Raw genomic sequence first — 15,269 nt, forward strand, 5'->3', positions numbered from 1 at the left:
GCAAAAGGCCATAGTAACTCGCCTAACCCCCAAGTGGAAGCTCGCGCGATTGCATCGGCCTAACCTGTTCAAAAAGCTCATGTCTTGCCCTTGCCGGACGGCGCGTCGCCGCCTCGCCTGCACAGGCCAAGGCGGTGGATCAAAGCCGGAGGATATCGAGCTGGCGTTGCTAGCGGAGCGGCAGCCGCTCCAACTGGCTCTGCGCCTTCTTGACCGCGGCCGCATACCAGCTCTGGCTCGGGGCTTCCTTGGCGAAGCACGAAGTGAAGGCGGTCATAGCCTTGTCTTCGCGGGTCATCTCGCCGCGCGGGTCTTTCTTGTCGACGGGCTTTGCCATCATCTGCTTCCAGACCTTCTCGCAGGCCGGGATCGGGGTGGTCTTCACGACCTCCCTTGCCGCGAGGAAATAGACGTTGTCGCCCTGGATGGCGACAACGTCGATTTCGTCCGGCGGACCCTTGAGGTCGCCATTGCCGCGCACGCCGAGCACAGCGGCCGCGACGCTCGCCCTTGCCGGCTTGGCGATCGGCAGCTCCGCATAGATCGCGAAGGCGGCGTCCTGGATGGCGTAATAATAGAAGCGGTCGGATTTCAACGCGGCGCCGCTCTCCTGCGGCATGCCGTCGTCGCGATGCTCGCCCAGCCAGTGCTTGAGCAGCCCGGTCGTGGTCACCACGGCCTGCATCTTGTCGCCTTCGGAAGCGAAGCTCAGCCCGTCGAGATGGCCGAAGCCGCTGTCGCTCCTGAACAGCGTATCGACGTTCGACTTGCCCTCGGCCGGGAGCCCCTTGATTGCGACCGGACCGATCAGACCACGCAGCACGCCAGTCAGCTCATTCACGGCCGCATCGTGTTGCCTATAGATCTCGTCGCTCTCCTTGGCGTTCGAGAATTTCGCGATGTAGCGGTCGCGCAGGTCGAGATAGTGTTGCTCGGGCGCAGCCGCCTTGGCGGGCGCGGCCAGGACGAGCAGGCAGAGCAAGGCAAGCAATCTCATTTGCAATTCCGGAAGACTGGAGATCGATCTCCGATCTTTGTGCCAACGCCGGGTGCGAAGGTTCATCCGTTCGCGGAATGCGGGCGCCCTACTCTGCCGGCGTGAGTTGCTCCCGGTTCAGCCGCAGGGCCGCGGTCTCGCGCACGCGAACGCGCGCGCGGCGCTTGCGCCACCAGATCACGACGCCGGTGACCGACAGCGCGGCCACCACGAGGCCCATCACCGAGATCAGGATGCGCCCGAACAGTCCAACGATGCGGCCCGAATGCAGCGGAAACTGCGCCTGCACGAAGATGTCGGCGGCGGTACCGACCCAGGGCAGTCGCTCGCCAATGGGGCGGCCGTCCTCGCTGTCGTAATAGAGCTGCGCCGGGCCGACGCCGCCGGCGCCGTGATCGTCGCCGGGGTGGAAGAAGGCCGCGGCATAGACGCCATGGGCTGGACCGTAATTGATCGAGCCGACGGGGACCGTCCATCCACGCGCCTTGCCGTCGGCCGCGGCGCGCGCGGCGATGTCGGCGAAGGTGACCTTGGGCTCGATGGGATCGTCAAGATCGCGATACGGCCGCTGCTCATAGGGCGTCGGGGTGTAGTTCGAGACCATCTTCATGAGCGGCGAGAACACCTCGAAATAGAGGTTCAGCGAAAACGCGGTGAAGGCGATGATGAACAGCACGCCCCACGTCCAGAGGCTGAAAGCGCGGTGGATGTCGAAATTGATCCGGTAGGCGCTGCCCGAGGTCTTGATGGTCCAGGCCGGCGCCCAACGCGCCCAGAAGCCACGCTCGAGCTGGCGCGCGACTTCGGGCGCCCGCGCGGCCTTGGCGCGCCGGCGCGAGGGCAGCGTCAGGTAGAAGCCGACGAAGCAATCGATGGTCCAGATGATGGCGATGATGCCGAGCACGCGCATGCCCCAGCGGTCGCTGCCCCAGAATTCCGGGATGTGCATCGTGTAGTGCAGCTTGTACAGAAACGAGACGAAATTCTCGCGCGTGACGGGCCACACCGCGCCCCAATAGCGCCGGCCGAGCTCCGCGCCGGTGTTGGGATCGAGGAAGACCTGATTGTAGTCGAGCGGGTAACGCTTGCCCGTCGCGGGATCGATCCGCGGCATGACGAAGAACCACAGCGAGTGGCCCTGCTCCGGCGTCATGAAGAGGTAGACGACGCGTGCGCGGGGATCGCGCTGCTCGATCATCTTGGCGAGCTCGATCGACGGAATGGCCGGGCCCTTCGTTGAGACATCGAACAGATGGCTGTTCAGGACGTCGTCGATCTCGTGGTCCCAGGAGATGATCGCGCCGGTAATGCCGGAGAAGAACAGGAATCCGGCCGTGAGCAGTCCCGCCCAGCGATGCAGCCTGCCGAATATCGCTCTCATGGTTCGCCTCTCATCAAGAGGTCTATCGCATATTTGGGCGCTAAAGCCCCCACAGCGTCATGGCCGGGCCTGTCCCGGCCATCCACGTCTTTTCCCCTGCACAAGAGAACGTGGATGCCCGGGACAAGCCCGGGCATGACGACCTTCTGTGAGAGTTCGAATGCGATCGCCATCAATTTCACCAACGATAAGTCAGCTTGCCGATCGCCTTGCGCCCCTCGGCGTAGAAGCAGCCCGCGAGGCTGTAGCACGCAGCGACGTAGCGCGTGTCTGCAAGGTTGGTCACGTTCAGCGACAGCCGCCAATTGTCATGGGTATAGGCCAGGAGCGCGTCCAGCACGGTCGAGGCGCCCACCTTGAAGGTGTTGGCGTCGTCGCCCCAGGTCGCGCCGACATGGCGGATGCCGCCGCCGAACTGCAGGCCGGCGAGCGGCCCGTTCTGCAGCGTATAGTCGCTCCACAGCGAAGCGCGATTGAGCGGCACGGTGGTCGGCGCCTTGCCGACATTCACCGGATCGTGCGTGACGATAGCATCGACATAGGCATAGGCCGCACGCAGGTTCCAGCCGTCGGCGAGCGACATGGTGCCTTCGAGCTCGATGCCGCGCGACTTCACCTGCCCGATCTGCTCGTAAAAGGTGGCTGCAGGCACGTACACAGCGACGTTGTCGCGCGTCAGGTCGAACGCGGCGAAGGTGAATAGCGCGTTCCAGCCGATCGGCTGGTACTTGACGCCGACCTCGTATTGGACACCGGTCTCGGGATTGAGCATCCGTCCGCCAAAGCCGGTCGCGAGCAGCGGCAGGAACGATTCCGAGTAGCTGAAATAGGGCGCGATGCCGTTGTCGAAATTGTACATGACGGCGGCACGGCCGGTGAAGGCCGAAGCGTCCTTCGCGACCGTCGTGTTGGCGATGCCGTTGTCGACCTGCGTCGTCACGAAATCCTGACGTCCGCCGAGCTGGAACGAGAGCCGGCCGAGCTTGATCTGATCCTGCGCATAGAGGCCCACCTGCGACTGTCTAACACCAGTCTTGTCGCTCGGCAGCCCGTCCACAGCATAATCGTAGCTGTACACCGGGTTGAAGACGTTGATCGTCGGAGACGAGGTCGTCACGCCATAGGCGGTGTCGCGGAAAGAGGTGTTGCGGTAGTCGACGCCGACCAGCATGGTGTGGCCGAGAATGCCGGTGTTGAACTTGCCCTGGAGCTGATTATCGACGGCGAAGGAGTTGATGTAGGTGTTGCTGTAGCTGCCATAGCGCGCGAGCTGCCCTGCGGCTTCGTCGGTATAGCCGCCGCCGTAAAACACCTTCTCCTCGTTGTGCTGGTAGGCGTAGCGCAGGTTCTGGCGAAACGTGAGGTAATCGCTGAAATCGTGCGAGAGCTGGTAGCCGATCGTTGCGATCTCGGTGTTGAACGCATCGAAGCTCGGCACGCCCGCGAAGAACGAGACCGGGATGGTGCGGCCGTTGTTCGGCCAGACCGTGCCCGAGGCCGGCAGGAACTGGAGGCCCCACCCTGCCCGGTCCTTCTGGTAGTTGGCGAGCAAGGTGATGGTGGTGTCCTCGCTCGGCTTGAAGGTGACGGCGGGCGCGATGAAGACGCGATTGTCCTTGCTGAAGTCGACCTGGGTCTCGCCGTCGCGCACGACGCCGGTCAGGCGCCACAGCACCGTGCCTTCCTTGTTCGCGGGGCCGCCCATGTCGAACTGACCCTGATAGCGGTTGAAGCTGCCGCCGGAGATCGAGACCTCGCCGAACTGCTGCGCCGTCGGCAGCTTGGTCACGTAGTTGAGAATGCCGCCGGTGCCGCTGCCGCCATACATGGCGGAGGACGGGCCCTTGAGCACCTCGATGCGCTCGGCCCCATAGGGGTCGAGGCCATTGAAGTGCACGTAATTGCTGGAGGGAATCCGCAGGCCGTCGACAAAGAGGCCCGGCATCGTCATGTCGAAGCCGCGGATCTGGAGGCCGCCGAAGCGGGTGTCCGAGCCGCCATTGACGTCGCCGCTGACGCCGGCGGTGTAGCGCAAGGCTTCGCCGATCGACACCGCGCCCTGGTTTCTGATCTGATCGGTGGTGATGACCGACACCGACTGCGGCGTTTCGATCAAGAGCGTATCGGTCTTGGTTGCGGTGCCGCTGCGCGTCGCGACGAAACCGCGTACCGGGCCATTGGCGCGTTCGCCCGTTGCACCGTTCGATGCGGCCGACTGGGTTGGTGCAGCCTGCTGCGCCGGAGCGCGGCGATTGGCGCGTGCGGTGCGCGTCGCCGCCGCCCGTCGCGACGACGCAATCGCCGAAGGAAGCGCGCGCTGCGCCGGCGCTTCGACGGTGACCGGAGGAATCTGCGTCTGCGCCTCCACGGCAGCGAAGGGAACGAGAGAGAATGTACTGACAGCCCCGAGCAAAAGCACCTGAATCTGTCGACGACGCGTGCCGCCACGCGAAGAAAGTTGAAAGTCGCTCACGTATTTCGAGGCCCCACGCACTGCCGGCTTCGCCGGTACCGTTCTTGATGCCTCGCCCTAACTCAGGCGGTTTTCGAGCGCGAGAGGAACCGGGTTAGAATTTCTCCAGACGTGTGCGCAGCATGTGCGGCGAATGCGCTCAGGCATGCTTCGCAGTTTGGAATGTTTCCAAGGCAGAAACAGAATCGGCTTGTCAGCAACATCAGGAAACGATTCAGCGATGCCGCAGCCGTCGTTTGAAGGCGCTGGGTGCGTCTCCGACTCTCGCTGAGCGGTCCGACGTCCACGTGGCTAGCGAGACTTTTCGATCTTCACGTCGTGCGTCACGAACGTCTCCAAATCCACTTTGCGGCGATGCTAGCCTATTCGGCCTCACAAATATGGGACCCGGTTGCGCTGCAACGCGTACTCGACAGGCGGGGACCATTGCGCCTATCTTCCGCCCCATGAGCTACGATCACGACCACCATCACGATCATTCCGAGCTGTCCGAGACCGAGCTGCGCGTCCGCGCGCTCGAGACGATCCTGACGGAAAAGGGCTACATCGAGCCCGCTGCGCTCGACGCCATCATCCAGGCCTACGAGACCAAGATCGGCCCGCACAATGGCGCGCGCGTGGTCGCCAAGGCCTGGACCGATCCGGCGTTCAAGACGGCGCTGCTGCAGGACGGCTCCAAGGCCATCGGCACCCTCGGCCATATCAGCCGCGTCGGCGATCATCTCGTCGTGGTCGAGAACACGCCCGAGCGGCACAACATGGTCGTGTGCACGCTGTGCTCCTGCTACCCCTGGGAAATGCTCGGGCTGCCGCCGGTCTGGTACAAGGCCGCGCCCTACCGCTCCCGCGCGGTCAAGGACCCGCGCGGCGTGCTCGCCGATTTCGGGATCGCGCTGCCCAAGGACGTCGAAATCCGGGTGTGGGATTCCACCGCCGAGACGCGCTTCCTGGTGCTGCCGATGCGCCCCGCCGGCACGGAAGGCTGGAGCGAGGAGCAGCTCGCCGAGCTCGTGACGCGCGATTCCATGATCGGCACTGGTTTCCCCAGAACGCCGGGAGCACCGTCGTGAACGGCGTGCACGACATGGGCGGCATGGACGGGTTCGGCAAGGTCGAGCCCGAGCCGAACGAGCCGATGTTTCACGCGGAATGGGAGTCGCGCGTGCTGGCCATGGTGCGCGCGATGGGCGCGGCCGGCGCCTTCAACATCGACACCTCGCGCTTCTATCGCGAGACCTTGCCGCCGCATGTGTACCTGTCGAGCTCCTATTATAAGAAGTGGTTTCTCGGGCTCGAGGAGATGCTGATCGACAAGGGCTATCTCACCCGCGAGGAGGTCGCTGCCGGCCATGCGATGCAGCCTGCAAAGGCGCTCAAGCACGGCAAGTTCGACCGCGCCAATGTCGAGCGCGTGATGGTGCGCGGCAAGTTCGATCGCCCTGCCCCGGCGCCGGCGAAATTCAAGATCGGCGATCGCGTGCGCGCCAGGAATATTCATCCAGCCACGCACACGCGGCTGCCGCGCTATGTGCGCGGCCATGTCGGCGTGGTCGAGCTGAACCACGGCTGCCACGTGTTTCCGGACACGGCGGCGATGGAGCGCGGCGAGAACCCGCAATGGCTCTACACCGTCGTGTTCGAGGGCCGCGATCTCTGGGGCGAGGACGGCGATCCCACGCTGAAGGTCTCGATCGACGCATTCGAGCCCTATCTGGAGCCGGCGTGATGAGCAGCGCGCTTGCGGCCGCGGCGACGGCGGCGATCCCGAGCATTCCGCGCGACGACGACGGCCCGGTGTTCCGCGCGCCCTGGGAGGCGCATGCCTTCGCGATGGCCTTGAGCCTGCACGAGCGTGGCGTATTCACCTGGCCGGAATGGGCCGCAAGCCTCGCCGACGAGATCAAGCGCGCCCAGGCCGCCGGCGACCCTGATACCGGCGAGACCTACTATCTGCACTGGCTCGCCACGCTGGAGGGCCTCGTCGCGCGGAAAGGCGTCGCCTCATTGGAGACGCTGCACCGCTACCGCGACGCTTGGGACCACGCCGCGGATCGCACCCCGCACGGCAAGCCGATCGAGCTCAGGCCGGAGGATTTTGGCTAGCCGTCGCTGAGTTCGTCATTGCGAATCTCGTGGCCCGGACAAGCTGCAACGCGCCAGCGTTGCGGCGCAGAGCCGGGACCCAGACGGCGACACCATGCGTTACGGAAACATGGGCCCCGGCTCTGCAGCGCACCGCTGAAGGAGCGCTGCGCTGCGTCCTGGGCACGAGAGGAATATGACGCGGCCTAGCCGCCTGCCACAAACTCCCGCCACCCCTTCGCCCGCAAACTGCACGCCGGGCACTCACCGCAGCCATAGCCCCAATCGTGCGGCGCACCGCGTTCGCCGAGATAGCAGGTGTGGGACTGCTCGCGGATGAGATCGACCAGCCCATCACCGCCGAGGTCGTGCGCCAGCTTCCAGGTCGCGGCCTTGTCGATCCACATCAACGGGGTATGCAATTCGAACGTCTTGGCCATGCCGAGCGAGAGTGCGAACTGCATGGCGCGGATGGTCTCGTCGCGGCAGTCGGGATAGCCGGAATAGTCGGTCTCGCACATGCCGCCGACGATGTGGCTGATGCCGCGCCGGTAGGCCAGCGCCGCGGCAAAGGTGAGGAACACGAGGTTGCGGCCCGGCACGAAGGTGTTGGGCAGGCCGTCCGCGCCCATCGCGATCGCGACGTCGCGCGTCAGCGCCGTCTCGGAGACGGCCGCAAGCGTCGGGATCGACAGCGTGTGGCTCTCGCCCAGCCTTGCGGCCCAATCGGCGCGCAGGGCCTTGATGCCGTCGAGCAGCCGGTCGCGGCAGGCAAGCTCGATGGCGTGGCGCTGGCCGTAGTCGAACCCCAGCGTCTCCACGCGGGCGAAGCGGCTCAGCGCCCAGGCGAGGCAGGTGGTGGAATCCTGACCGCCGGAGAACAGCACCAGCGCGGTTTCGGAGGAAAGTGCATCACTCATGGCCCGCTTTAGCACCGCGCGACGTGCCCGCCAATCGGTGGAAATCGGCCTGTTCCGCCGCCTTGCGCTGGGATCGGGAGCCCGCTTTTGGCATAAGGCTCTGTATCCCAGGAGACTGCCCGACAATGACCCCTTCCCGCGACATTTCCCGCCTGATCGAGATCATGGCGGCGCTGCGCACCCCGGTGACCGGGTGCCCCTGGGATCTCGAGCAGGACTTTGCGACGATTGCGCCTTACACGATCGAGGAAGCCTATGAGGTGGTCGACGCCATCACCCGCGGCGATCTCGACGATTTGCGCGAGGAGCTCGGCGATCTCCTGCTCCAGGTCGTGTTCCACGCCCAGATGGCCTCGGAGCAGAACGCGTTCGATTTTGGCGACGTGGTCGAGGCCATCACCCGCAAGATGATCCGGCGCCATCCTCACGTCTTCGCCGACAAGGACGGCAATCTCGCCCCGCATCACGTCAAGGAAGTCTGGGACCGCATCAAGGCCGAGGAGAAGGCCGAGCGCGCCGCCCGCCGGCCGCCAGAGGACGTGCCAGCGCACAGGTCGCTGCTATCGAGCGTGAAGGCCGGCCAGCCGGCGCTGACGCGTGCGATGGAGCTGCAGCGCAAGGCCTCCACCGTCGGCTTCGACTGGAACGACCCGCGCGCGGTCTTGCAAAAAATTCGCGAGGAAGCCGACGAGATCGAAGCGGCATTGGACCGCAACGACCGCGCGGGCCTGGCGGAAGAGACCGGCGACCTGATGTTCGCCCTCGTCAACCTCGCCCGCCATGTCGACGCCGATCCGGAAAGCGCCCTGCGTGCGACCAACGCGAAATTCGAGCGGCGCTTTGCCTATATCGAGCGGGCGCTGGAGGCGCAGGGCCGGACGCTGGAGCAGGCTTCGCTGGCGGAGATGGACGCGCTGTGGAATGCGGCGAAGGGCGAGAAGGAACGCGGGGACGAGCGATGATGCTCGCCCCTTGCCTGGGCCTCAACGACGAAGGCAACGTCGGTCGTCTCAGTCGACAGCGCTCTTCTTTCCCTTGCCCTTTCCTTGCGCGTCGTCCGCAGCTCCCTCAATGATTGTCAGCATGTAGAGCGGAAAGGTAGCGGCCTGAAGCTCACCCTGAACGGTGAACCATTGGCAATCGATGTTGTTGCCATTGATCGAATGAACCGTCATCAAAGGTCCGCCGCCACGAAGACGGACACGATCTCCGAGATTCAACTGAGCGGCCATGGAAAACCTCGCAAATAAATCTATGGGATGCAAAAGCTGGTAAACCGAGATCGGAAGCCTCCGATACGGAACGTCCAGAGTAGAGGTTCTGGCGGCCAACGCAACTACAGATAGATCAAATCCATCGAGATTTCCGTGCGCGCATTGCGTCCGTCACGCCACGCGGGGCACGGCATCGAACCTGCTCACCACGATATCCCGCTTGGTCTCGTCCACCCGCACGGTCATGTCGAAGCGGCCGTCGTGCAGCTCCTTCGACAGCACCTCGGCATTGCGGTGCAGCCAGCTGATGCCGGCGCCGTCGCCGGCGTCGATGGAGAGATCGAGCGTGGTGCGCTTGGCGGCGAGCCGCTGCTCGATCGCGGCGAGCAGAGCATCGATGCCCTCGCCCGACACGGCTGAGACCAGCATCGCCGGATGATCCTCCGGCCTGCGCGCGGCGATGTTGAGCAGCTCTTCGCGTTGCTCGGGGTCGAAACGGTCGATCTTGTTCCAGACCTCGATGATGCGGCCGGAATCGTCCGGGTTGATGCCGAGCTGGCGCAGCACGGCGTCGACGTCGCTCTGCTGCGCCTCGGCGTCTTCATGCGAGATGTCGCGGACATGCAGGATGACGTCGGCCTCCAGCACCTCCTCCAGCGTGGCGCGGAAGGCGGCGACGAGCTGCGTCGGCAGGTTGGAGATGAAGCCGACGGTGTCCGACAGCATCGCCTTGCCGCCATGCGCCAGGTTGAGCGCCCGCAAGGTGGGATCGAGCGTCGCAAACAGCATGTCGGCCGCCTGCACGTCGGCACGGGTCAGGCGATTGAACAGCGTCGACTTGCCGGCATTGGTGTAACCGACCAGCGCGACGACACGATACGGCACGCGTTGACGGCCGGCGCGATGCAGACGCCGCGTCGCCTGCACCTTTTTGAGCTCGCTCTCCAGCTTGGAGATACGTTCCTGGATCAGGCGCCGGTCGGCCTCGATCTGGGTCTCGCCGGGGCCGCCCATGAAGCCGAAACCGCCGCGCTGCCGTTCGAGATGGGTCCAGGACCGCACCAGGCGCGAGCGCTGGTAATTGAGATGCGCAAGCTCGACCTGCAGCGAGCCTTCCCTGGTCTTGGCGCGGCGGCCGAAGATTTCGAGAATGAGCCCGGTGCGGTCGAGCACCTTGGCGTGCCATTCCTTTTCGAGATTGCGCTGCTGGATCGGCGACAATGCGCAATCCATCACCACGAGCTCGACCTCGAGGGTTTTGATCAGCCCGGCGATCTCCTCGACCTTGCCCTTGCCGATATAGGTCGCGGGCCGGATCTGGGAGACCGGAGCGACGATCGCATCGGCAATGACGAGATCGATCGCACGCGCGAGGCCGGCGGCTTCATCGAGCCGGGCCTCGGTGTCTCGCAGGGCATGAGTCTCCGATTGCGCGTCGGCGCTGCCCGCGCGCACGCGCAAGTAGGGGCCGATGACAAGCACCCGCCCCGTCTGCGTAGCCCCTGCCGACCGCGGACGGTCGGCATCCCCGTCGAAATTCCGGGGTTCCAATCAGATCACTCTCAAGCCGGCTGGTCCTCGCCGCCTTCGAACAGCTGAATCGGAGCGCCCGGCATGATGGTCGAGATCGCATGCTTGTAGACGAGCTGCGAATGACCGTCGCGCCGAAGCAGCAAACAGAAATTGTCGAACCAGGTCACGATGCCCTGGAGCTTCACTCCGTTGACCAGAAAGATCGTCAGTGGCGTCTTGGTTTTGCGAACGTGATTAAGGAAGGTGTCCTGTAGGTTTTGCGCGCGGTCTGCCGCCATTGTTTTTGTCTCGCTTTGAGTTTCTTTTTATTGCGCCGGATGCGGCCCTCTTTGTGGAGTTCGGGGCCTCCTCCGGTTGCCGTCCTTCATGAGATCCCCCTCGGAAGGAACAGCGGTTCGATTAGAGGACAGGTCGGGATATTAGGCAAGCCGCTTCAAGCGGCAGGCCCGGCCCTATTGCCCCGAAAAATTACGGAAATCGATGATTTTCTTCGCCTATCTCCAAGATGCCACTGCAACGTCGCAGCATCAGCCGACGCCGAGCGCCTTCAACTTCCGGTGCAAGGCCGAACGTTCCATGCCAACGAACTCGGCCGTTCGAGAAATATTTCCTGAGAAACGGCTGATCTGTGCAATCAAATAGTCACGCTCGAAGACCTCGCGGGCCTCGCGCAACGGCAAGCCCATGATGTGCTCGCCATTGTTGCTGGTCGGCATCGCCGGCACCATCGAGCCGACGTCCTGCGGCAGCATGTCGGCGGTGATGATGACCTCCGGCCCGCCAGCGGCCAGAATCATGACTCTTTCAACGTTGTTGCGGAGCTGACGCACATTGCCGGGCCAGACGTGCGATTGCAGCACCGCCATCGCGTCCTGACCGATCTGGCGCTTGGGCAAGCCGCTGCCGGCCGAGATCTGCTCCATGAAATAGTCGATCAATTCCGGAATGTCCTCGCGCCGCTCCGACAGTGCGGGCACGCGGATCGGCACCACCGAGAGCCGGTGGTAAAGATCCTCGCGGAAACGGCCGGCCGCGATCTCCTCTTCGAGATTGCGTGCGGTCGATGAGATGATGCGCACGTCGACCTGGACCTTGGCGGTGCCGCCGACGCGCTGGAACGACTGCTCCACCAGCACGCGCAGGATCTTGTTCTGGGTCTCGCGCGGCATGTCCGCGATCTCGTCGATGAACAGCGTGCCGCCATGCGCCTCTTCGAGCGCGCCGGGCTTGCGCGGCTGCTCGCCGTTGGACTGCTCGACCCCGAACAGCTCATGCTCCATTCGCTCGGGCGTGATTGCGGCGGCGTTGATGACGACGAACGGACCGTCGGCGCGGCCCGAGGCGGCATGCAGCGTGCGCGCGGTCAGCTCCTTGCCGGCGCCGGCGGGGCCGACGATCAGGATGCGGCTGTTGGCCTTGGCCGCACGCTCGATGGTCTGGCGCAGCTGGTTCATGCTGGGCGAGCGGCCGACCAGCTGGCTGGCGCTCGGGGCGAGCTGCTTCAGCTCCTTGACCTCGCGCTTCAGCCGCGAGTTCTCCAGCGCTCTGGTCGCGACCAGGATGAGACGGTCGGCCTTGAACGGCTTCTCGATGAAGTCGTAGGCGCCGCGCTTGATCGCGGCGACCGCGGTCTCGATGTTGCCGTGGCCGGAAATCATGACGACGGGCAGATCGGCATTGTCCTTCTTGACCTGCTCCAGAAGCTGCAGGCCGTCGAGCTTGGAGCCTTGCAGCCAGATGTCGAGAAACACCAGATGCGGCCTGCGATTGGCAATCTCGGCGAGCGCCGTATCGCTGTCGCGTGCGGTCCTCGTGACGAACCCCTCGTCTTCGAGAATGCCCGCAACGAGATCGCGAATATCGGCCTCATCATCGACAATCAGAATTTCACTTGCCATGGATCGCGCCTGTCTTGTCAGCTGCCTGTTGAGGCTTCGATTTTGGTTGAATCATTGGTCTTTTCAGCCGGCTCTTTGGTTCCGGCGGCCGGCTCTTTTGTTTCCTGGTTCTTGACGGATTCCGTAAGCGTTTGCTCGGCTGTCGCGGACTTTGCGGGTTGCCCTGAGACGGCAAAGCGCATCCGCATCCAGGCGCCGCGCTGGCCTTCCCGGAAGTCGGAGGCGTCCTTCAGCTCGATCCGCCCGCCATGGTCTTCCAGCACGCGGCCGACGATCGCGAGCCCCAGCCCGGTGCCCTTGGCGCGCGTGGTGACGTAGGGCTCGAGCAGACGCGAGCGCGCGACCTTGGGCAGGCCGATGCCGTTGTCGATGACATCGATCAGCACGTCGTCGCCCTCGCGCGACACCACGACGTCGATACGGCCTTTTCCGTTTTCCTGGCCGAGTTCCTCGGGCGGGACCTGCTCGATCGCCTCGGTGGCGTTCTTGACGATGTTGGTGACCGCCTGCGAGATCAGGCGCCGGTCGAACTGGGCGCGCAACGGATCCTGCTTGAACTCGGCCTCGATGTCGATTTCGGGATGGGCGACCTTCATCAGGAACACCGCCTGACGCACCGTGTCGGCGACGTCCTCGCCCTCCATCACCGGCTTGGGCATCCGCGCAAAGCGCGAGAACTCGTCGACCATGCGCCTGATGTCGTCGACCTGACGAACGATGGTGTCGGTGCACTGGTCGAAGATCTGCTTGTCCTTGTCCTCTGTGATGGTCTTGCCGAACTTGCGGCGGATGCGCTCGGCCGAGAGCTGGATCGGCGTCAGCGGGTTCTTGATCTCGTGGGCGATGCGGCGCGCCACGTCGCCCCAGGCCGAGGTGCGCTGCGCCGAGACCAGTTCGGTGATGTCGTCGAGCGTGATGATGTAGCTGTCGTGCGGCTGGTTCTTCTCGGCGCTGACGCGGACCGACAGGTTGCGCTCGGTGCCGTCGCGGGTGATCGTGATCTGGCCCTGCACCAGGCGCTGGGTTCCTTCCCGCGCCGTCTTCATCATCTCGTCGAGCTCGGGCAGCACGTCGGAGAGCGGGTGGCCGAGCGTTTCGGCTTCGGAGTGTCCGATCAGCTTCTCGGCGGAGCGATTGAGGATGCCGACGCTGCCGGACTCGTCGACGCCGATGATGCCGGCGCTCGCCGATGACAGCACCGCCTCGATGAAGCGGCGACGGCTGTCGATGAGGTCGCTGGCATTGACCAGCTCGTCGCGCTGGCTGCGCAATTCCTGCGTCATCTTGTTGAAGGTCTCGCCCAGCTGGGCGAGGTCACCTTCCGACTGATGCACCGGCACCTGGACATGCAGGTCGCCGGTCGAAACGGTGTGTGCCGCGTTCATCAGCCGCCGGATCGGCGCCACCAGCGAGTTGGCGAAGTTCAGCCCGATCAGCACCGAAGCCATGAGGATCGTCAGCGCGATCACCGCGAACATCAGCGCGAAGGCGACCTGGATGCCCAGCCTGCGCGACTCGATCTGGGCGTATTCGGCAACGCTGACCTCGGTCTGCTTGAGCTGATTGACGACATTCGGATCGAGCGGCCTGGCGACATAGAGGAAGGTGTCGCTGAAGGCGCGCAGGCGGATCACCGCCGCGACGAAGCTCGCATCGGGGAGCACCGCGATCTCGGGCTCGTTCTCGTTGACGTTGCTGAGAAAGTCCGGCGCCGGCGGCGAATAAGCGAGCCGCATGCCGGTGTCGGCGGATTCCAGGATGTTGGTGTTCTTGTCGATGATCATCGCGCCCGGCAGGTTGCGGGACGCGGCGCTCGCCGTCAGCATCTCGCGAAACGAGCGGCGGTCCTGGTCGTAGAGCGGCCGGGCATGGGCGATATCGTTGGCCATGCCGAGAATGTCGCCGCGGATCAGCTGCGCGTGGTCCTGCATGTAGGCCCGCGCGATCGTCAGCGAGTTCTGGATCACCTCCTTGGTCGGCCCCGAGAACAACCGGTCCAGGCCGCGCTCGATGGTGACGTTGGCGACGACGGCGACCAGCACCGCCGGCAGCACCGCCACGATCGAGAACAGGCTGACGATCTGAACATGAAGGCGCGCCGCCGCCCTGCCCCGCCGCCGCGCCAGGATCAGCTGCCAGAGCTCCCGGATGATGATCCCGACCAGCAGCAGGATCGTCGCGGCATTGATCAGATAGAATGTGCGGACCACCGCGGGCGTCGGCTCGATCGTGCTCAGACCCGTCAGGACCAGGAAGGTCAGCAAGGCCGACAGCAGCGCCAGCGCCACGGCAAAGGGCGCCAGCCAGCGTCGCACCGACCAACGCCGGGGCTCTTCCGCTGGGGCCGTGTCAAAGTGTGCGGCCGAGGTCTCTGCGCTGGTCATTCCGGCAATGGCGGTGCTGAAAACGGGTCCGCGGACGCGCGGATACTGATGTATTCGTACCACATTGTTGCCGAATTGCGACAATTCCGCGGCGTCACCCCCGCGGCCGGCTAGCGCTATCCACAGGCACATGCCGGTGAGACGGAACGGATTCCCACCATCCCGGCTTGATCCTTCATGGATAGGATCTTTCTCGCGACGATGGTTTCAGCCGTTCTGCTGCTGATCGTGGCCGCCGACCTCCTGGTCAACGGCCTCGGCCTTCAGCAGCCGCCCCTGAACGTCGCAAGCGTGGTGCCGGCATCCGGCGGACTGGTCAGATAGATGTGATGGCCGCGTTGCGGCCGAAATGACCAATTTGAATGTGCGGGTGGAACATTACAGTCC

The 15,269-nt window shown here is 64.5% G+C and carries 14 protein-coding genes; 5 read left to right on the plus strand and 9 right to left on the minus strand.

Annotation, left to right across the window (positions count from 1 at the left end):
* Positions 1 to 169: 169 nt before the first annotated feature.
* The 3 genes from HZZ13_RS05705 to HZZ13_RS05715 form a co-directional block, all read right to left on the minus strand.
* On the minus strand, positions 170 to 997 hold the full coding sequence (locus HZZ13_RS05705; RefSeq protein ID WP_197958669.1) for a hypothetical protein: 828 nt from the start codon (positions 995 to 997) through the stop codon (positions 170 to 172).
* Between the two features lie 88 nt (positions 998 to 1,085).
* The gene (fsrB, locus tag HZZ13_RS05710; RefSeq protein ID WP_197958670.1) at positions 1,086 to 2,378 is read right to left on the minus strand and encodes a siderophore utilization protein FsrB; all 1,293 of its coding nucleotides are present in this window, start codon (positions 2,376 to 2,378) and stop codon (positions 1,086 to 1,088) included.
* Positions 2,379 to 2,556: 178 nt separating this feature from the next.
* A complete protein-coding gene (locus HZZ13_RS05715) occupies positions 2,557 to 4,872 on the minus strand; it encodes a TonB-dependent siderophore receptor (RefSeq protein WP_197958671.1) in 2,316 nt (771 codons plus the stop codon).
* Positions 4,873 to 5,297: 425 nt separating this feature from the next.
* Here HZZ13_RS05715 and nthA point away from each other — a divergent pair, with 425 nt between their 5' ends.
* The 3 genes from nthA to HZZ13_RS05730 are packed head-to-tail and all read left to right on the plus strand — an operon-like array spanning position 5,298 to position 6,954.
* Positions 5,298 to 5,921, plus strand: a complete 624-nt coding sequence (gene nthA / locus HZZ13_RS05720; RefSeq protein ID WP_197958672.1) for a nitrile hydratase subunit alpha — start codon at positions 5,298 to 5,300, stop codon at positions 5,919 to 5,921.
* Positions 5,918 to 6,577, plus strand: coding sequence for a nitrile hydratase subunit beta (gene nthB, locus HZZ13_RS05725; RefSeq protein ID WP_197958673.1), 660 nt, complete (start codon positions 5,918 to 5,920; stop codon positions 6,575 to 6,577). The genes nthA and nthB overlap by 4 nt, the downstream gene beginning before the upstream one ends.
* Positions 6,577 to 6,954 carry a nitrile hydratase accessory protein gene (locus tag HZZ13_RS05730; RefSeq protein ID WP_197958674.1) on the plus strand — a complete coding sequence of 126 codons (378 nt, stop codon included), beginning with the start codon at positions 6,577 to 6,579 and terminating at the stop codon, positions 6,952 to 6,954. The genes nthB and HZZ13_RS05730 overlap by 1 nt, the downstream gene beginning before the upstream one ends.
* 185 nt (positions 6,955 to 7,139) lie before the next feature.
* On the opposite strand, the gene queC is transcribed toward HZZ13_RS05730, so the two are convergent.
* Complete coding sequence (queC, locus tag HZZ13_RS05735) at positions 7,140 to 7,853, minus strand: 7-cyano-7-deazaguanine synthase QueC (RefSeq protein WP_197958675.1); 714 nt, start codon at positions 7,851 to 7,853, stop codon at positions 7,140 to 7,142.
* A 125-nt stretch (positions 7,854 to 7,978) separates the two neighbouring features.
* Between queC and mazG the strand changes: the two genes are divergently transcribed.
* On the plus strand, positions 7,979 to 8,815 hold the full coding sequence (gene mazG / locus HZZ13_RS05740; protein ID WP_197958676.1) for a nucleoside triphosphate pyrophosphohydrolase: 837 nt from the start codon (positions 7,979 to 7,981) through the stop codon (positions 8,813 to 8,815).
* Positions 8,816 to 8,863: 48 nt separating this feature from the next.
* Here mazG and HZZ13_RS05745 read toward each other — a convergent pair whose 3' ends face one another.
* The 5 genes from HZZ13_RS05745 to HZZ13_RS05765 all read right to left on the minus strand — a co-directional run bounded on the left by HZZ13_RS05745 (position 8,864) and on the right by HZZ13_RS05765 (position 14,882).
* Positions 8,864 to 9,085: a YodC family protein gene (locus HZZ13_RS05745; protein ID WP_197958677.1), complete on the minus strand. Its 222-nt coding sequence runs from the start codon at positions 9,083 to 9,085 to the stop codon at positions 8,864 to 8,866.
* A 153-nt stretch (positions 9,086 to 9,238) separates the two neighbouring features.
* Entirely contained in the window at positions 9,239 to 10,618 is a 1,380-nt protein-coding gene (gene hflX / locus HZZ13_RS05750) for a GTPase HflX (protein WP_197958678.1), read from the minus strand.
* A gap of 11 nt (positions 10,619 to 10,629) precedes the next feature.
* On the minus strand, positions 10,630 to 10,878 hold the full coding sequence (hfq, locus tag HZZ13_RS05755; protein WP_007591126.1) for an RNA chaperone Hfq: 249 nt from the start codon (positions 10,876 to 10,878) through the stop codon (positions 10,630 to 10,632).
* Positions 10,879 to 11,127: 249 nt separating this feature from the next.
* The gene (ntrX, locus tag HZZ13_RS05760) at positions 11,128 to 12,498 is read right to left on the minus strand and encodes a nitrogen assimilation response regulator NtrX (RefSeq protein WP_197952561.1); all 1,371 of its coding nucleotides are present in this window, start codon (positions 12,496 to 12,498) and stop codon (positions 11,128 to 11,130) included.
* A gap of 17 nt (positions 12,499 to 12,515) precedes the next feature.
* Positions 12,516 to 14,882: a sensor histidine kinase gene (locus tag HZZ13_RS05765; RefSeq protein ID WP_197958679.1), complete on the minus strand. Its 2,367-nt coding sequence runs from the start codon at positions 14,880 to 14,882 to the stop codon at positions 12,516 to 12,518.
* Between the two features lie 177 nt (positions 14,883 to 15,059).
* Here HZZ13_RS05765 and HZZ13_RS05770 point away from each other — a divergent pair, with 177 nt between their 5' ends.
* On the plus strand, positions 15,060 to 15,206 hold the full coding sequence (locus HZZ13_RS05770) for a hypothetical protein (RefSeq protein WP_167361662.1): 147 nt from the start codon (positions 15,060 to 15,062) through the stop codon (positions 15,204 to 15,206).
* The last annotated feature ends 63 nt before the right edge of the window (positions 15,207 to 15,269 follow it).

This window comes from Bradyrhizobium agreste (assembly GCF_016031625.1).
In the GTDB taxonomy this organism is placed as follows: Bacteria; Pseudomonadota; Alphaproteobacteria; order Rhizobiales; family Xanthobacteraceae; genus Bradyrhizobium; species Bradyrhizobium agreste.